12 protein-coding genes are annotated in these 19,215 nt (G+C 48.6%); 4 read left to right on the top strand and 8 right to left on the bottom strand.

Annotated elements, in window-relative coordinates:
* The first annotated feature begins 186 nt into the window (after nucleotides 1-186).
* Nucleotides 187-1,083, top strand: coding sequence for an AraC family transcriptional regulator (locus VFS25_RS19065; protein WP_326463768.1), 897 nt, complete (start codon nucleotides 187-189; stop codon nucleotides 1,081-1,083).
* Nucleotides 1,084-1,150: 67 nt separating this feature from the next.
* On the opposite strand, the gene rpsA is transcribed toward VFS25_RS19065, so the two are convergent.
* On the bottom strand, nucleotides 1,151-3,043 hold the full coding sequence (gene rpsA / locus VFS25_RS19060) for a 30S ribosomal protein S1 (RefSeq protein WP_326463767.1): 1,893 nt from the start codon (nucleotides 3,041-3,043) through the stop codon (nucleotides 1,151-1,153).
* 141 nt (nucleotides 3,044-3,184) lie between these two features.
* On the opposite strand from rpsA, the gene VFS25_RS19055 reads away from it, so the two are divergent.
* Both VFS25_RS19055 and VFS25_RS19050 read left to right on the top strand, forming a co-directional pair.
* Nucleotides 3,185-4,078: a rhomboid family intramembrane serine protease gene (locus VFS25_RS19055; RefSeq protein ID WP_326463766.1), complete on the top strand. Its 894-nt coding sequence runs from the start codon at nucleotides 3,185-3,187 to the stop codon at nucleotides 4,076-4,078.
* 159 nt (nucleotides 4,079-4,237) lie between these two features.
* Nucleotides 4,238-5,467, top strand: coding sequence for a 4-hydroxy-3-methylbut-2-enyl diphosphate reductase (locus tag VFS25_RS19050; protein WP_326463765.1), 1,230 nt, complete (start codon nucleotides 4,238-4,240; stop codon nucleotides 5,465-5,467).
* 302 nt (nucleotides 5,468-5,769) lie between these two features.
* Here the strand turns inward: VFS25_RS19050 and VFS25_RS19045 are convergent, their stop codons facing one another.
* From VFS25_RS19045 to VFS25_RS19015, 7 genes are all read right to left on the bottom strand, one after another.
* Nucleotides 5,770-6,537: a LytTR family DNA-binding domain-containing protein gene (locus VFS25_RS19045; protein ID WP_326463764.1), complete on the bottom strand. Its 768-nt coding sequence runs from the start codon at nucleotides 6,535-6,537 to the stop codon at nucleotides 5,770-5,772.
* Nucleotides 6,538-6,565: 28 nt separating this feature from the next.
* On the bottom strand, nucleotides 6,566-8,518 hold the full coding sequence (locus VFS25_RS19040; protein WP_326463763.1) for a tetratricopeptide repeat-containing sensor histidine kinase: 1,953 nt from the start codon (nucleotides 8,516-8,518) through the stop codon (nucleotides 6,566-6,568).
* A gap of 621 nt (nucleotides 8,519-9,139) precedes the next feature.
* On the bottom strand, nucleotides 9,140-9,832 hold the full coding sequence (gene cmk / locus VFS25_RS19035; protein WP_326463762.1) for a (d)CMP kinase: 693 nt from the start codon (nucleotides 9,830-9,832) through the stop codon (nucleotides 9,140-9,142).
* A 205-nt stretch (nucleotides 9,833-10,037) separates the two neighbouring features.
* Nucleotides 10,038-11,618, bottom strand: a complete 1,581-nt coding sequence (locus VFS25_RS19030; protein WP_326463761.1) for a T9SS type A sorting domain-containing protein — start codon at nucleotides 11,616-11,618, stop codon at nucleotides 10,038-10,040.
* A 61-nt stretch (nucleotides 11,619-11,679) separates the two neighbouring features.
* The gene (locus VFS25_RS19025) at nucleotides 11,680-13,842 is read right to left on the bottom strand and encodes a hypothetical protein (RefSeq protein WP_326463760.1); all 2,163 of its coding nucleotides are present in this window, start codon (nucleotides 13,840-13,842) and stop codon (nucleotides 11,680-11,682) included.
* A 206-nt stretch (nucleotides 13,843-14,048) separates the two neighbouring features.
* Entirely contained in the window at nucleotides 14,049-15,695 is a 1,647-nt protein-coding gene (locus VFS25_RS19020; RefSeq protein ID WP_326463759.1) for a hypothetical protein, read from the bottom strand.
* Nucleotides 15,696-16,355: 660 nt separating this feature from the next.
* Complete coding sequence (locus VFS25_RS19015) at nucleotides 16,356-18,890, bottom strand: ATP-dependent Clp protease ATP-binding subunit (RefSeq protein WP_326463758.1); 2,535 nt, start codon at nucleotides 18,888-18,890, stop codon at nucleotides 16,356-16,358.
* A gap of 132 nt (nucleotides 18,891-19,022) precedes the next feature.
* Here VFS25_RS19015 and VFS25_RS19010 point away from each other — a divergent pair.
* Nucleotides 19,023-19,215 (top strand): hypothetical protein (locus VFS25_RS19010; RefSeq protein WP_326463757.1); only part of this gene is annotated, 193 nt, incomplete at its 3' end.

The raw sequence follows: 19,215 nt of genomic DNA, 5'->3' as shown, positions 1-19,215 counted from the left end.
GGCATTTACGGCAGTCTGGAGGGAACAATGATCTTAACATAACGCAGAATTTTTACCGTGAGTAATGTGGAATTATTTAAAACATGCATTCACGCATTATTTTACAAATGTGTCCAAAGAACCGGATGGCAGATTGAGATATTTGACCCAAAAAGTATAATTTTTGACACTGTAAAAGCAGCGAGTATGTACAAGCAATCCGCTATGGCAGATATAAAATATCTTACCATTAATGAAAATGACATTAACTGGGGACTTACGGTAACCACTACCGGGTACCAGCGTATAGTCCCTCACAGCAGCTATCCTTCCAGGGAGCACCCTTCGGCATACCTGTTCCATCCGCAAACAGGACGGGTGCTGCAGGAGTACCAGCTGATCTATATTACCAGCGGGCGCGGACAGTTCCGTTCAAAGCACCAGCGGCATGTGACGGTGAGCGCGGGCATGCTGCTGCTGCTATTCCCGGGCGAATGGCACTCCTACCTGCCTTTGGAGGAAACCGGCTGGCACACGCACTGGATCGGGTTTAAAGGGGCTTTTGCAGAGCATATTATGCGGCATAATTTCTTTACGCCGGCCACGCCGGTGCATAATATCGGGTTCAATGAGCAGCTGGTGGAATTGTTCAGGGAAGTAACCAGTTACGCGGTGCAGGAAAAAACCGGCTTTCAGCAGGTTATTGCCGCCATTACCATGCATATACTGGGCCTGGTGTACTATACCATCCGTAACAATGCATTTGCAGACAAGGATATTGTGATGAAGATAGAAAAGGCCCGGATGATGATGCGGGAAGACCCCGGCGGCGATGTAACGCCGGAGGCGCTGGCCCAATCGTTAAATATGAGCTATTCATGGTTCCGGAGAATGTTCCGGCAATATACCGGCCTGGCGCCGGCGCAGTACCAGCAGCAGCTGAAGCTGCAAAAGGCAAGGGAATGGCTGATCAGTACCGATAAAACCATTAAAGAGATCGCGTATGTGCTGAACTTTGAATCGGCCAATTACTTTAACGCTTTCTTTAAGCAAAAAACCGGGATGACGCCGGTGGCGTTCAGAAAGGCCAGCAGAACGCGTTAAGGAAGCATAAAAAAAATCCCTCCCGTTGCCGGGAGGGATTGGTATAAAGCGTTTAGCTTGGTCGTAATTATTCGCCTTCTTTCTTTTCGCCGCCTTCGTTCTGCTTCAGCTTTTCACGCAGTTCTGCCAGCGCGCCCAGATCGCCCAGGGTAGCTTTTTCTACCTTGCTCTGGATGTTCTTAACAGCCTTACGGGTTTTGTCAGCATCTGCTCTCTTTTCTTTGGCAATGGCGTCCTTCTCTTCCTGCTTAGCGGTTTCCCAAACGCGGGTGTGAGATACCAGTATGCGTTTTTCGCTGCGGTCGAATTCAATGATCTGGAATTCTTTCACATCTTCCACGTTAATGGGTTTCTCATCTTCCGTTCTCAGGTGACGGGCAGGAGCGTAAGCTTCCAGGCCATATTGCAGCTGCACGGTAGCGCCTTTCTCATCTTTCTTCACAACGGTACCTTCGTGGTGAGAACCAATCGGGAATATTGTTTCGAAAGTGTTCCAGGGATCTTCCTCTATCTGTTTGTGGCCCAGGCTCAGCTTGCGGTTATCTTTGTCGATGCCCAGGATTACTACTTCAATTTCGTTACCAACTTTCGTGTATTCGCTGGGGTGATTGAAGCGTTTGATCCAGCTCAGGTCGGAGATGTGGATCATACCGCCGATACCGGTTTCCAGCTCTACGAATACGCCGTAAGGAGTGATGTTTTTCACGATGCCTTTGTGGCGGCTGTCCAGCGGGAATTTGGTTTCGATAGTAGCCCAGGGATCTTCGGTGAGCTGTTTGATAGACAGGCTCATTTTGCGCTCTTCCTTGCTCAGCGTTACTACCACTGCTTCGTATTCTTCGCCTAATTTGAAGAATTCTTTCGCATTGATAGGCGTAGAAGCCCAGGAGATTTCAGATACGTGCACCAGGCCTTCCACACCAGGCAGAATTTCGAGGAATGCGCCGTAATCTTCAATGTTCACTACTTTACCTTTCACTTTAGCACCTTCGGTAATGTGTGCGGGTAAAGTATCCCACGGGTGCGGGGTCAGCTGTTTGTAACCGAGGCTGATACGTTTTTTCTCGTCGTCGAAGTCCAATACCACTACATTGATCTTCTGATCCATCTGCAGTATTTCGCTCGGGTGAGAGATACGTCCCCAGCTGATGTCGGTGATGTACAGCAGGCCGTCCAGGCCACCCAGGTCGATGAACGCACCAAAATCGGTGATATTCTTGATCGTACCTTCCAGTACCTGGCCTTTTTCCAGTTTGGAGATAATATCTACTCTTTGCTGTTCGATATCGCTTTCGATCAGTGCTTTGTGGGAAACTACGGCGTTGCGGATGGCTTCGTTCACCTTCACCACCTTGAACTCCATGGTTTTGCCTACAAACTGGTCGTAGTCGGTTACCGGTTTCACATCGATCTGGGAACCGGGCAGGAATGTTTCCATACCGTACACGTCTACGATCAGGCCGCCTTTGGTTTTGCTGGTAACGGTACCAGTAACCACTTCGCCGGTCTTGTACACTTCCACGATGCGTTCCCATGCACGTTGCTGGCGCGCCTGTTTGCGGCTCAGGTGCAGGTTACCGCTGCGGTCTTCTTTTTCTACTACTAAAACTTCGATCTCGTCGCCTACTTTCAGGTTCTGCATGTCGCGGAACTCGTTCAGGGAGATCAGGCCATCGGATTTGAAGCCGATGTTGATCACTACGTCGGTTTTGGTTAACCCTACTACCGTACCATTGATCAGGCCATTTTCTTCAATTACCTTGAAGGTGCTGTCGTACGTTTGGTCGTACTTGGCTTTTTCTTCTTTGCTGTAAGAAGAAACGTTACGTTTGTCCACGCTCCAGTCAAAATCGTCGTGAGCAGTGGCAACAGGTACATTTGGTGTCGCTGTCGCTTCGGCAGTTGCCTGCGGCGCCTGTTGTTCAGCGTTTTGTTCGTTAATAATGTTGTTTTCTTCCAAAATTTGGTCCTCCTATTAAGTTTAGAATTTTCCGGGATTGGCCGGAACCCTTTATTGGGAGGGCAAAGATACGTAAAAAAACCTGACAAATACAGAAAACAGGGTATTTTTCATTTCTCCGCTAAGTAGTAATTTTCAGATATGAACGGCACTTCTTTTCAATCGGATATTCGTTACTGGCTAAGGCAGGGAAACACTGTTAACCATTTGCTGCTCTGGAACATCGCTATTTTCGTGATCCTGGGCCTGCTGAACCTTTTACGGTACGTGGGCGTTTCAGACCTGGCTTTCATTTTCACCTATGACCAGCTGGTGCTGCATTCGGAACTGGGTGTTTTTTTGCATAAACCCTGGGGCCTGATCACCTACATGTTCACGCACCTGGGCATTTTCCATATTTTCTTTAATATGCTGAACCTGTTCTGGTTCGGCAACCTGTTCCGCTCTTTCCTGGGCGACAAGCGGGTGCTGCCCCTGTACCTGCTGGGCGGCATTACCGGCGGGCTGGTGTATATGCTGTGCTTTTACCTGCTGCTGCCACCGGGCGCCGATGCCACGCTGCTGGGCGCTTCTGCTTCTGTAATGGCGCTGCTGCTGGCCTGCGCCACGCTGATGCCCAATTATGAAATAGGGCTGCTGCTGATAGGCAGCATACGCCTGAAATGGCTGGCCCTGGCCATTATTGTGCTGGACCTGATCTCTATTCCGCAGGGCAATATAGGCGGCATGCTGGCCCACCTGGGCGGCGCGCTCCTGGGCTTTGTGTATGTTAAGCTGCTGCAAAACGGCACCGACCTGGGGCAGCCCATTATATGGGTTACGGAAACCCTTTCCGGCGCACGCAAAGCCGCCGGCCCCAAAACCAAACGCTCCTCCTTCAAGCCCAAAAAATCTCCCCTGAAAGTGGTGAAAAAGAATGCGGTAGAAAATAAGCAGCTGAAGCTGGACCAGCTGCTGGACAAGATCAATGAAAAGGGCATAGAAAGCCTGAGCGCCGAAGAAAAAGCCTGGCTGGACAAGCATAGCCAGGATTAACAGGAATTAATAATTAAGCATGAATAATTAATAGTTAAGGGCCGGCTAAACAACTGCAATGATTACCTTTGCCCCGTAAAATATTTTAATTAAGACTGAATAACCGGCAACCGCCTTTATTCATTATTCATTCTTAATTATTCATTACTTTTTGATGGTATGAAAACGTTCAATGTTCCCATTATTTACCGCAGCCCGTTAATAACTGCCATTAAGCAAAAGCGTAAGCAGCAGGACCGGATGAAGAAGGATTTTACCCCCACTGTATTGGATTTCGGGGTGCTGAAGATATTGCTGGCGCGGCACTTTGGCTTTTGCTACGGGGTGGAGAACGCCATTGAAATCGCTTTCAAAACCATAGAAGAAAACCCGGGCAAACGCATTTTCCTGCTCAGTGAAATGATCCATAACCCGCATGTGAATGCCGACCTGCTGGAAAAAGGCGTACGGTTTATTATGGACACCAACGGCCGGCAGCTGATACCCTGGGAAAGCCTGCAACCGAATGATATTGTGATCATCCCTGCTTTTGGCACCACCCTGGAAATAGAGGCCCGGCTTACAGCCCTGGGCATTTCTCCCCTGCAATACAATACCACCTGCCCCTTTGTGGAAAGGGTATGGAACAAAGCCGAGCAGATAGGCGAAAAAAACTATACCGTTATCGTACACGGCAAACCGGGGCATGAAGAAACCCGGGCCACCTTTTCCCACAGCCTGCATAACACCCCTACCGTGGTAGTGAAAGATATGGCAGAGGCAAAGGTGCTGGGCGAATTTATCAGCGGGCAACGGCCGGCAGCGGAGTTTGAACAGCTGTTCAAAGGCCAGCACTCCCCGGGCTTTAACGTAGATACTGACCTGCAGCGCGTAGGCGTGGTGAACCAAACCACCATGCTGGCCACTGAAACACAGGCTATTGCCGACTATATACGCAGCGTTATCATGGAAAAATACCGGCTGACGGATGCCACCGCGGGCGAACGCTTTGCCGATACCCGCGATACCCTGTGCTATGCCACCAACGACAACCAAAGCGCCGTAAACGGTATGCTGCAGGCCCCTGCCGACCTGGCCATAGTGGTGGGCGGCTATAACAGCTCCAACACCTCCCACCTGGTAGAGCTGTGCGAGGAAAAAATGCCTACCTACTTTATTTCTTCCGAAGAAAAGATCTTATCTGAAAACGAGATCCTGCACTGGGACTTTCATCACAAACAGGAATTACACAGCCAGCACTTTTTACCGGAACAAAAGCCGGTTACCATTATGCTTACCAGTGGGGCCTCCTGCCCCGATGCCCTGGTAGAAGGCGTTATACGCAAGCTGCTGGGCTTTTATGGGCTGGAGCACAGGGCAGATGAGCTGGCGGAGCAAATGAATAATTAATAATGAAGAATTAATAATTAAGGGGAGATGTGCAAATAAATAATGCCGATCCATCTGCACATTTGCATATTTGCACATCTGCACATTAAAAAAGACACCCGTGGGTGCCTTTTTTCTTTGGGGCTACTCAATGCTAGTAATGCAGAGAAAAAAAGATTTTATATCGCGTATGTTTTATTAACTCTTAATGCTGTAACAAATGTACCTGTTCCCCTTAGAGCGTGCAACGTCGAATTATTATCCGGCAGGTTATTTTAAATAAGTGGCGTAAAATTGAGAAAATCTGGAAAGCTAAAACTGCGCTAAAACTGCATGGCCCTCTTCAGGAACTCGGCTTTCCGGCGGCGGGACACCTCCACCTGCGTGCCATCGGTCATCAGCGCAAAGCCGCCCTCCCCCTGTATATAAGACTGCATTTGCTGCAGGTTAATAAGGTGCGAGTTATGCACCCGGAAAAAGTCAACGTCCGACAGCAGCTCCTCAAATTCCTTCAACGGGCGCGATACCAGCAGGTGCTTTTTATCGGTAAAAAATATCTTGGTATAGTTACCGGTTGATTCACAGCGTACAATGTTCTGCACCGGCATAAATACCAGGCCGTTAATGGTGGGCAGGGCTATTTTGCGGTGCGTTTGATGCAGGGTTTTCATGTTCTGCAAAAACACGTCCAGCGGGGAGGTGGCGGTGGTTTCCCTGGACCGGCTGTTCTTACGTTCCCGGCATTTTTGCACAGCTTCCTGCAGCTCCTGTATGCTGAAAGGCTTTAACAGGTAATCCAGCGCGTTAAACTTAATGGCCTTTAGCGCATACTGCTCATAAGCGGTGGTGAATATTACATCAAACCACAGCTTATCAAACATTTTGAGCAGCTCAAATCCGTTCTGGTGGGGCATTTCCACATCCAGGAACACCAGGTCGGGCTGCAACTCGTCTATAAGGCCCTTGGCTTCCTGCACACTGTTTACCCCCGCCAGCACCGTTACCTCCGGGCATTTTTTCTGTAACATGGTTTGTAATGCATCTATGCAATGCTGCTCATCATCTACAATGATCGCCTTGATTTCGCTCATGCTTATAGGTTTGTAGGTTTGATTTCGACTAAAAAATATGTTCTACCGGCAGCGTTATGGAAACCTGCGTCCCGGCAGGCGTGCCATTTTCATCTTCCAGGTCGGTGATGATCACATTTGTGTCCCTGCTGTTATTGATCTTGCGTATCAGGTCTATACGCCCTTCTGTTACCTGCATACCCATTGAACGGTGAGTTTCCCCCTTTTTGGCTTTTATTTCCAGCGCTTTTTTACGGCCAATGCCATTATCGGTTACCGTACACACCAGCGTGCGGTCGCTGCGCATGGTAATGCTGATATTCAGCTCCCCTTTGCCCGATTTATGCACAAGCCCATGCCAGATGGCATTTTCAACGTAAGGCTGTATGATCATGGGGGGCAGCATTACCTCTTCATCATTAATATCGTTTGCTATGTTAATGTGGTATTCAAATACGCCGTTGCAGCGCAGGCGTTCCAGGTCGAGATACAGGCGCAGCGACTCTACCTCCTTATTCAGGGAAATGAAAGTATGCTGCGTGTTGTCCAGGATCATGCGCATCAGCTTGGAGAATTTGGTGAGATAGTCCGAAGCCTCTTCCTGGTTATTGCTCCATATGAACCGGTGAATGGAGCTTAAGGAATTAAAAATAAAGTGCGGGTTCATTTGCGCACGCAATGAGCGCAGCTCCAGCTGCAGGGTGTGCTTGTTGGCCTCCAGGTTACGGTGACGGATATAGAAAAAACCGCCTACGGCCAGCATCAGCAAAAAGCCGGCGGTTGAAAGGGTATATACGATGTTGCGTTTGGTACGCAGCTCGCTCAGCTGCTTATCGTGCTCCAGCGCCTTGATCTGGTTATCTTTCCGGTCTACCTCATAAATGGCGCGGGTTTGGGCCAGGGCCAACGCAACATTTTCATTCAGTATGCTATCTTTATACAACAGCGACTTGTCCGTAAATTCCAGGGAACGTTCAAAATCCCCGCTGGCCTTATAGTCTGCCGCCAGCGCCTTGTAAGCCTCCAGCAGCATGGATTTAAAGCGCCAGTACAGGCTCAGGTCAACCGATTTCATAATGTATTTACGGGCTTCCTCATGCTTTCCCTGCCTGCTTAGCAGCGTGCCTATATTCAGGTAGCTTTCGGCTGTATGTACCTTATCGTCTACCTTATCATTCACTGCCAGCGCTTTTTGCAGGGCGTCCATGGCATGGGCGTAATCTTTTTTTTCCTGGTAGGCATCGCCCAGTGAATTATAACAGATAGCCATGCCGGTATTGTTCTTCAACCGCTGGTTTACGGCCAGGGAACGCTTATAGTATTCAATGGCCAGGTCAATTTTGCCCAGGCCCTGGTAGGCATAGCCAATGTTGCCCAGGTTAATGGCTACTCCCAGGTCGTTTTTACTTTTTTCTTCCAATGCCAGGGCTTTGGTAAAGTGGTCAATGGCATCTTTATATTTTTCAGTGGAAAGCTCTATGTTGCCAATGCTGTTAATGGCTACGCAAATATTGCGCACATCATGCACCCTTTCTGCTGCCTGCAGGGCCCTGAAGTGGTAATCAAATGCTTTCTGCAGCTGGTCCATACGGCGGTTATCCACGCCGGCGTTGTTGAGCGATATGCTGATGAGGTGATCATCCCCGGTTTCCTCCGCCGATTTGATGGCTTTTTCGTGGTAATCGGCGGCCAGTATATATTCCGAGCGGTTCCTTTTCGCGGTGCCTATTTCGTTATATACGGTTACCAGGCCACGCGCATAGCGGATGCGCTGGCCCAGGTTTATAGCTTCCTGGAAAAAGGGATTATCTTCTTTGCGGGCATCAAAGAAACGGGCCATGGCTTTACCCCGTTCAATATACCAGTTCACTTTGCCGGTATCATTGGGCAACATCCGGGCGCTATCAAGCGTACGATATACCAGCAGCGAGTCCTGCCCCCGTAAACGCCCGCTCGCCCATAGGGTAAAAATCAGTAAAATACAGGCACCTTTGCTGAACATGGATCAGTAGGGTAATAGAACTAACACAATTTAGTAATAATTAATAATTAAGAATGAATAATTAATAGCCCTCCCCCCTTTACTATCATGGGGCTGATTAATGTGTACCGGTTGAAAAAAAGCGAAAGGGCGAAAGAATTCGCCCCTTCTTCCTATTAACCGAATACACCTACTGAAAACATGAAATAAGACTGGTAAACAATCCTATTCCACATTAAGTTCTAATAATATAACAGTCCGTCCTGGCAACCTGTCCGGCTGTTAATTTATATAGTTAAAAAATTCAATTCCGGTTAATAGCAGAGGTCTTTTTGGATACAGTTAGGCTAAAATCTTCCCAAAACACTTTATATCATTAACACCTTTCCAGCCTGCTTAATGTCTGCAATACCAAACGCGCCCACGTAATGTTCATTACGCGCCAATAAGACCAAAGCATGGCTTTTACATATGGATAAGGTGGAAAATTAATGTACGCAGGAGATTCTAAAGGATGTGGTAAATTATTGGAGTAATCCGCAGGCTCACGGATTCAAAACAAATGTATAAAACCTTTCTCTAAAATGGAAAAAATATTTGCGTAGCGGCATAATTATTTCCTTTACCGGGGATATAATGCCATCAGGAAGGCAGTACCATCATAACGTCTTCTACCCATTGCAAGGCAAGCTGCAGCTGTTCCTCCATGCTTAACTGACTGTTATCCAATATGATAGCATCGTCTGCTTTGCGCAGGGGGCTTATTTCCCGGTTAGCATCTATATAATCCCGCAGCTCCAGGTTTTCTTTTACTTCCTGGATGGTGATATTCTTGTTTTTGGCGTACAGCTCTTTAAAACGGCGTTCCACACGCACTGCTGTATCGGCGGTCATAAATATTTTCAGCTCTGCATGGGGGAATACGGTGGTGCCAATATCCCGGCCGTCCATTACAATACCTTTTTTTGCGCCCATTTGCTGCTGCTGTGCTACGGCAAACTCCCGCACTTCCCGGATGGCGGCTATTTCGCTCACCTTTTCAGCTACCAGCATATCGCGGATCAGGGGCTCTACATTTTCCCCGTTCAGGTAAATAGCGGCCTGGCCATCGTTGGATTCATCGTACTCAAACTCCAGGTGAATATTGTGCAGGGCTTCATTTACGGCGGCAGTATCGGACCAGTTCACCTGGTTTTGTATGAAGTAAAAGGTAATAGCGCGGTACATCGCTCCACTGTCTATATACACATAATCCAGCTTCCTGGCCAGCTGTTTGGCCAAAGTACTTTTTCCACAGGAGGAGTAACCGTCTATCGTAATGATGATCTTCTTCAAAACCGGATGTTTGTACAAAAATAAGAAAAAAGCAGAAGGACGGAAAGCGGAAGGCACAAAGCGGAAAGTAGAAAGCAGAAAGCTGAGGGATGAGGAATGTAGTATAGAACTGCATGCAGGGTTGAAATGCGCAACGCCCCATACACGTGGTATGAGGCGTTTGCATTTAACTATTACGCGTTGAGGTTTGGTATGTTTTATTGTGTTACTGCTGGCCCAGCACCACTACTTTGGTGCGGTAGGCTACTGCCTTGGTATTGTTATTATACAGCAGCAGGTAGTATAAGCCGGCAGGCAGCTCTTTCACCTGCACATCTCCTTCGTTCAGTATTTCCCAGTTACGCAGCACCTGGCCCCAGTTGTTGATCAGCTGCATGTGCAGCGGCTGACGTATGCCGCGGATGCGTACCTTGAACTGGCCAAGGTTCGGGTTAGGAAATACATCTATCTGTATCAGCGGCGGCACGGCCCTTATTACGGAATACGCCACCTGGCCATCGCGGCCCACTGCTTTTATACGGTAATAGGTCCAGCCATCGTAACTGTTGTTATTATCCTGCCAGGTATAGTCAAGCCTCAGCTTACTATACCCGCCAGGTGCCTTGGTAGGCACTTTGGCGATGGTGGTAAAGGCCGTATCTTCTTCAAAACGACGTTCTATTTCAAATATGTAATTATTCACTTCGGGGTTGGTTGACCACTCCAGGTGCGCCTTGTCCCAGGTTAAACGCCACGCCTGGAAGTAGATGATGGTGGCCGGCGGGCGCAGGGCCGTGAACAGCACGGTTTTGGAAAAAAACTCGTTGGCTGCCAACCCGTTGCTAAAGCTGCGGAAGTGCATGGTAGCGCCGCTGAAAGGTTGCGTGGTAAGCGTGCCTGGCTGGGGCATGTACTGCAGGGTAGTGGCGCGGTCCCAGGAGGCGTTGCCATTATAGCGGTTAATATAGCTGCTATCGCGGTAAGTAGCATAAACCGGCATTTCTGCCGCGTTCATGTGCTGCAGTATCACATCTGTTTGCGCATGGCCGGTTTGGGTATGCCCTATGTTCCAGGTTTTGCTGATGAAGGTGTCCTGCAGGGCAGGGCCGCTGGTGGCCGAGAGGTAAATGCTGTCGAACACACGTACATTAAACATATCGGGGCTGCCCTGGTAATCAATAGCGGCAGGCGCATAATTGTTTATATCCGTACCTACGGGAAACACTACCCTGCCGGCGCTGGCGGTAAGCCCTTCGCGGTACAGGAAACCACCGGCAGCGCCGGTACCGGTAACTACGAAACGCTGATCGCTGTACCCGTTAATGAAACCGGGGTTTTGGTTGCCCACTACCAGGTTCCAGCCGTTTAGAAAAATATGGCCGTTGGTGAACTGGAGGGTATGGCGCACCTTCAGATCGCTCAGGTCATCAAGCAGCAGGCCGGACGGGTTGTTAAGCTCCAGGTTGGGAAAGCTGGCGCCGGCGCCGGTAACAACGCTATAGTTACCGAACACAGTTTGCTGCCCTGTATTACCGTAAAGTATATTATTGGATGAAAAGCGGAAAGTACCGCCTATGCCGTTAAAGCCGCCGGTTTCATCGGGGAGCGTGGCAGCGTTGCCGTTAGTCCACTTTTTACCCAGGAAATACAGGAGGGCACCCGCATTGGAGCCCAAGGTACCTTCCTGCTGCATATTGCCAAACAGGGCTACCGGCGCATTGTTACCGCCAAATATCCAGGCCTTGCCTTCGGGCGGAATGTAGGCGCCCTGCTGGGCATACAGCTGCACAACCTGTAAGATGAACAATAATATATATGTAAGCCGTTTCAGGATAAATAATTTAATGATGCCGTAACAAATCCTTTGGCTAGTAGTTGTCTGAAATAATATACCACATGCTGTTTCCGTCTGACTGGAACATTACTGAACGATCGTCAGAACTGATTGTGTATGTATTGTTGCCGTCTACTTGTCCTGCAACGGGATCAACCACCACGCTACCTCCATATCTTTTAATGACATATATGCGCCCTTTGCAGGTAGCGGGATCGGGAAGTTTTACGGTTATCTGGAAATTATTTGTTGCAATTAAGGTATAGTCACCAGCGGAAGCTGTGTAATTACTGTTAATTGTTTTTATGGGCAGAGAGAAAGAGCCGGTTACCTGCAAAGTACTACTAGGTGCATTAGTGCCCACCCCAAGGCGCTTGTCGGTATTATCCCAATGCAGGTTGGCGTCATCCTGCTTTACTTCCGAACTGGCGTCGGATGTTTTGCCGGCAAAAATGAGCCCGCCATCGGTAAAAATGTTATTGCCGTTCGTGGTTACCACCTTGTACCAACCATTACCGGTATTGGTAGTAAGGGGCGCAGTATTATTGCCCCACTCTTTCAGGCCCAGGGTATTTTTATCGAAATACAGCTGGGTGGTAAAGGCGCCGTTCTGGAAAGAAAGTATGCTGTAGGCATTGGCGGTAGTACCTAAAGGTCCGTTCACTACCGTACCTGACATCGGATTGGGGTTGGACCAGATCTTCATGCGGTAGCGCGCATCCGGGGCATCTGCATTGCTAACATCGTTGCTGGGCAGGGTGCCATAAGAGGCGCCGCCGTCAATATCCGGCCCGGGCAGCCACAGGCCGCGTGCGGCATTCCACTTCAGCACATCGCCGGTGCCGGGCGTGCTATCCAGCACGTTACGGCTTTGGAACTGGCTGGCGTTCCAGATGTTGCTGGTGTTCTTAGCGGTAAGCGTTCCGGTTGCAATGGCCAGTGTAGTGGTATTGATGGCCATATTGGCAATATCGCCGTTACCATCGCGGCCCAGCAGGTTGGTAGGCGTGCCGGCGCTGCCGGTAAGGCGCATATCCCCTGCTACGTGCAGCTTGCGGGCGGGTACCGCATTGGTGCCTATCCCCATTTTACCGCTCTGCAGGCGCATCATTTCTGTAAAGGAGCCATCTCCAAAGTAGTAGCTTTTGAACAGGATAGGCTCATCACCATCATCCCCCACAATAAATTCAAACCCGCCGTTGTTGCTGGTGCCGGTAGCGCCCAGCTCAAAATAATCTGTTCCGGCAGAAGGGCCTTTAATGCGGAAGTTTCCATCGGGGTTGGTCCACATTTTAGGTTTATAGAAGCTTACGGTAGCAGGCACCTCAAACTGCATGGCAGAGCGTACATACGTTACCTTTTCATCGTTATCGGTATAATCCGGGTAACTTTCCGTTAACCCTAAAGTCTGGCGGCGGCCAAACTCCAGGTAAGGCTGGTTATTGGAGCGCAGGCTCATCTTTTTATCGTCGGTAGTACCCAGGAAGTTGGTGGCCGGGTCTATACCGGCGTTGCCTGTGATAAGCCAGTTGTTGGCCCCGGCGTTGGTGGTTACAATTACATCGCCATTGTTATTAATGGATAATACCTTGCTGTTATAGGGCTGCACGGTGGCAGCGCCAAGATCTTTTAAACGTAAGCCGGAAAGACCGGTAGCAGCCACGGTGCCGCCTACTTCCAGCTTGTTGTTAGGGGTATTGGTGCCTATGCCCAGGCGGTTGTTGGTATTATCCCAGAAAAAGTTGGCGTTGTTTTGCGCTACATCGGCGCCGTTCATGAACAGCACTGAGCCCGCAGCAAGGGAAGGCAGCTTAAAAGTGCCGCCAATGCTGCCGTTGCCGCTGATGGAAAAGCTGGCGGTTTGTGTGCCGGTGCTGATATTTTGTATATAATCATTCAATCCTATGCTGGTGCCGCCTGGTTTTTGCCAGCTACCGTTGGAGCGCACACGAAATGATTTATCGGGTGTAAAGAAAATAATGGTGCCATCCGGTGCGGTGTTCAATGGCGCGGAAAGCGTATCGGAGATACGCGTTAACAACAACCCCTGCTTAGTGCTTTCCAGCTCCAGCAACGCTGATTTTTGTATAACAGTGGGCGAAGTGCCCAGTTTGAGCTGTTGCGCCTGCAGTGCAGTGTGCAGGCAAATCAACAACCCGGCCAGTGCAGCAATACGAATAGGTAAAATTATTTTCATCACAAACTCTCTTGCATGTGGTTATGAAGGCTACTTTATAAAAGGGGGCGCACTAAAAGAATGTAAAATGTAAAATTTTAAATACTGAATGTAAAAGTAAAATGCCGGCGAAACCAGGTACAGTATCACGTTAGTTGCGTTTTACTTTTACATTTTACATTTATGATTTTACATTTTACATTCTTTTTGGCGCCTATGCCGCTTTATTATTTTTTGATAATGTACCAGTTGGCGCCGTCGGATTGCAGTGTCACGTAAGTCCATGCGTTGTAGATAACAAAGCTGCTACCGCCTTCGATCTGGCCGCTGGAGGGCGTGATGGTTACAGTATTATCAATGTTATCTGTTGCAGCAGTGATTATTTTCTTAATGGTGTAAATACGTCCTTTGATGGTGGAAGGATCGGGCAGTGTAACGGTTACGGCTGCACCGGGATTTACCAGCACCGTGTTATCGGTAGCCGTTACGGTATAGTTGGAAGTTACGGTAGTAATGGCCATAGATACAGAACCGTCTACCTGCAGGGTAGAATTGGGCCTTGTGGCAGCGCCTACCATTACAGAATCGCGGAACTGTTTGTTACCGGCAAAAGCCTGGTCGGGCTGGCCGTTTACCACGCCACGCGCTGTAAGGGAAGCGTCCGGAACGTTCAGGGTAAGCACGTTGGCTACGCTGGTGCTGTCCCAGGCCACATCTGTACCGGCAGTACCTGTTTTCAGCGATACTTCGGGGCCTGTTTGGCCGTTCAGCTTCTGGATGGCGCCGTTGAAAGCAGCATCGTTCAGGGTTTTCTTTAATACAGTACCGCTGGCAGTACGGATCAGCACATCATTTTCAGCAGCAGCAGCATCGGTCAGCGGATTAGTGATGTTCAACGCACCATCCAGGGTGGTTGCACCGCCCAGGGTGGTAGTGCCGGTTACTTTCAGGTTGGCGCCGGCTGTTACATTGTCCTGGAAGGTTTTCTCACCACCAAAGGTTTGCGTGCCTGCAGACACACCACCAGGATTGGTAGCATCGGCCGGGTGCAGCACCAGGGTAGCCTGCGCGCCGGTGTTATCTATGGACAAGCCGGTAGGTACCGGTGCAGTGCCAAATGTGCCGATCACAATCTGTTTCTGCGCATTGTTCAGCTTATTCCAGTCGGCAATGGTTAACAAACCGCGTGCTGTGGCGCTTGCGTCCGGGATGTTAATGATGTGCGTGTCTGTACCATTATCGGCAATGTTAAAATCAGTACCGGCATTGCCTACTACCAGGTGCTGTGTGTTGGCTGTTAAACCGTTTAAGCTGCTGATGGCGCCGGTAAAAGCGGAGGCGGAAATAGTGCGGCGCATTACGGAGCCGCCTGCACCCAGCACCAGCACTTCCAGGTCGGTATTGGTACCGGCAGCTACCTGCTTCAGCTGTACATTACCGGCAGTGGTTACACGGATAGCTTCTGTATTATTAGCACGTACAGAAAGTTCTGCGTTATCACTGGTACCAATGTAATTGGCAGCAGGGTTAGTGCCAGCGTTACCGGCAAGTCCCCAGTTGCCAAGGGCTGATGCGGAGTTGGCCATCATTTCCCAGTGGCCGCCTTTTCTAACATACAGGCCGTTGTTAGGCGCCAGCGACAGGTAAATGATCATACCATCCGGGGGAGCCGGCGTAATGGCGTTAATAGCCACGGTATCTGTAAGGCGGGGCAGTAACAGACCCTGCCTGTCAGACTCCAGCTCCAATACAGCTGATTTCTGAATATTGGTTGGATTGCTACCAACCTTCAGCTGTGCCTGTACAGTAAAGGAAATTAAGGCTAAACAGCCTGCTAACAGCAGCTTTGCCGCTGAACGTAGAAATTTGTTCATGGTATAAGGATAGTTTCTAGTCAGATAATCCCGGGAAGTATTCTTCCAGGATTACGGTTTAGTTTTTAAAATTTAACGATACAAAGGCCCTTGATTAAACATATTGCTATGTTCATCAAAAAATATTGTCCACTGTTTGTACTCTTACACGTTGGCTGGCGGCAGCACCTGTAAAGCGCTGCTGCTTTAAATACCTCCTGTTTTCACACGGGTTTCCGTTTACATTGTATTGTCCACTACACGAACTATGGAGAAAACATGCCTTTTAAGGCTGTGCATTGTCTATCCTACTGAAATAAACAATAATTATCATATGACAAAAATGAAATATTTATAGCACGGATAAAATGGTATTATGGTGTCATTTTACCTATTATATTTGGTATATATATAGATGTTGCACCATGTATTAACGAGCGGTTAACAATTGATAATGAACCAAAATGAGAGTTGTCCTGACTAGTTATACCTGTAACTCCTTGATAATTAAATATAAAAATCCGAAGGGTATCATATAATCATATCATACGAATTTAAGTAGCATGCTAACATATTAGTGTTATATAACCGGGCGCCCGCTGAAAAAAAAGAAATCCCGCCTGGCTGTTACACCGGGCGGGATTTTTAAAACTATTCTGATAACTATTTACTTACTGCTTTTTACGCTTCCGATTTTTCGGATTTGTTGCTTTTAGGCTGGTTCTTGATAGTGAAGATCAGCTTCTGATTTTCCTTATCCAGGTCCGCTACCAGTATATCCCCGTTATGGATATTCATGTTGAGGATCTCTTCTGCCAGGGGATCTTCCAGGTATTTCTGGATGGCCCTGTGCAGCGGCCTTGCGCCAAACTGCTGGTCGTAACCTTTTTCTGCCAGGAAGCCTTTTGCTTCGTCTGTCAGCTCCAGGCTGAAGCCCAGGTTGTTGAGGCGTTTCAGCACACTCTTCATGGTAATGTCTATGATCACATAGATATGTTCCTTGCTGAGTGAGTTAAAGATCACCACATCATCTATACGGTTCAGGAACTCTGGTGAGAAGGTGCGTTTCAGTGATTTTTCGATCACGGCCTTTGTATTCTCCTCTTCGTTCATCTGCCTTGCACCCGTAGAGAAGCCCACGCCTGCGCCAAAGTCTTTCAGCTGGCGCACCCCGATGTTGGAGGTCATGATAATGAGGGTGTTCTTGAAGTCTACCTTACGGCCCAGGCCATCTGTGAGAATACCGTCGTCCAGTACCTGCAGCAGGATGTTATAAATATCCGGGTGCGCTTTTTCGATTTCGTCCAGCAGAATCACGGAGTAAGGCTTGCGGCGTACCTTTTCGGTCAGTTGACCGCCTTCTTCATACCCTACATATCCCGGAGGCGCACCAATCAGGCGGCTTACGGAGAATTTCTCCATATACTCACTCATGTCTATACGGATCAGGGAATCTTCCGAGTCGAACATGTAGCGGGCCAGGGATTTGGCCAGCTCGGTTTTACCTACCCCGGTAGGACCCAGGAAGATAAAGGTACCGATGGGCTTTTTAGGATCTTTCAACCCTACCCTGTTACGCTGGATGGCTTTGGTTACCTTAACGATGGCTTCATCCTGTCCAACTACCGCGCCTTTCAGGTCTTCACCCATGCGGCGGAGCTTTTCAGTTTCGGCCTGCACCATGCGTTTTACAGGAATGCCGGTCATCATGCTCACTACTTCAGCAATGGCTTCTTCATCAATCGGGTAGCGTTTATGCTTTACTTCTTCTTCCCAAACGGCTTTGGCGCGTTCCAGGTCTTCACCCAGCTTCTTTTCCGTATCACGCAGGGCGGCGGCTTCTTCAAAGCGCTGGCTCTTCACCACCTTATTTTTCTCCTGCTTAATATCTTCGATCTGTTTTTCCAGGTCCAGGATATTCTGCGGTACGTTAATGTTCTTGAGGTGCACGCGGGCGCCTACTTCGTCCAGCACGTCTATTGCCTTATCGGGCAGCAGGCGGTCTGTCATATAGCGGTCGCTCAGCTTTACGCAGGCATCAATCGCATCTTCTGTATATGAAACGTTGTGATACTCTTCATACCTGGGTTTGATATTGTTGAGTATCTGGATGGTTTCTTCCACCGTGGGAGGATCTACCATTACCTTCTGGAAACGGCGGTCCAGTGCACCATCCTTTTCAATGTACATGCGGTATTCATCCAGCGTGGAAGCGCCAATGCACTGGAGCTCACCACGTGCCAGGGCTGGTTTAAAGATGTTGGAAGCATCCAGTGAGCCGGAGGCGCCACCTGCTCCAACAATGGTGTGGATCTCATCTATAAACAGGATCACATCCCGGTTCTTTTCCAGCTCGTTCATGATGGCCTTCATCCTTTCCTCAAACTGGCCGCGGTACTTGGTACCGGCTACCAGGGCTGCCAGGTCGAGGCTTACCACGCGCTTGTCGAACAATACGCGGGAAACCTTCCTTTGCACAATGCGGAGGGCCAGGCCTTCCACGATAGCGGTTTTACCCACTCCCGGTTCACCGATGAGGATCGGGTTATTCTTTTTACGGCGGGAGAGTATCTGGGACACCCTTTCAATCTCCTGCTCGCGACCAACAATCGGGTCTAAGCTGCCGCTTTCGGCCAGCTTTGTAATATCCCTGCCGAAGTTATCCAATACCGGTGTTTTGGATTTGGTATTGGTTTGCTTGCTTTTGGAAGCAAAGCTTTTTCTTTCATCTTCAAATTCCTCTTCCCCGGGATCATCAAACTCGGCTTTCGGATCGGTGGACTTAACAAAGCCCAATTCGTTTTTAAAAGTATCGTAGTCCACGTCAAACTGTTGTAAGATTTGTGTACAAACGTTTTCTTTATTCTTGAGGATAGACAGCATCAGGTGCTCCGTTTCTACGGTAGGGCTTTTCAGGGCCTTGGCCTCCAGTACGGTTACCCGGATGACTTTTTCTGCCTGCCTTGTAAGTGGAAGACTATTGATATTGGCAATGTTCTTTCCGGTCTTGTCTTTAACGGCTAACTCTACCTCTTTGCGCAATTCGTAGAGGTCCACGTTCAAAGCCTGCAGAATTTTTACTGCGGTGCCTTCACCCTCGCGAATAATGCCTAGCAGCAGGTGTTCTGTGCCAATGAAATCATTTCCCAAGCGTAAAGCCTCCTCCCTGCTAAATGAAATGATCTCCTTTACTTGCGGTGAAAAATTCTGGTCCATTGTGAGATTATTAATTTATTAAAACCCTTACGGGGGCTTGTTTATACAATATTAGCAAATAATTTTGATTCTTTTGTTCTAACACGTTAATAGTATAAGATTTACTTTTGTGTAGCGCGTGCAGGAAAAGCCGTGTTCAATACTTACGGAGAAAGCGATTTAAAAGTTGCCGACTCTTGCAGAATTTCGCAGGTTCCTAATGTTACTACTAAATGTACTAAACAAGTTTCAAGCATCATGAAGTTCAAAATTGATACCAAAGAAAAAATACTCGTTGTACGCCCTGAAATTTCCCACCTGGATGCTAATTTGTCAGAAGAATTTA

It is taken from the genome of Chitinophaga sp. (assembly GCF_035761305.1).
Classification (GTDB): domain Bacteria; phylum Bacteroidota; class Bacteroidia; order Chitinophagales; family Chitinophagaceae; genus Chitinophaga.
Note: the sequence above shows the minus strand (reverse complement) of the source record. Positions and strands in the feature narration are given on the sequence as shown.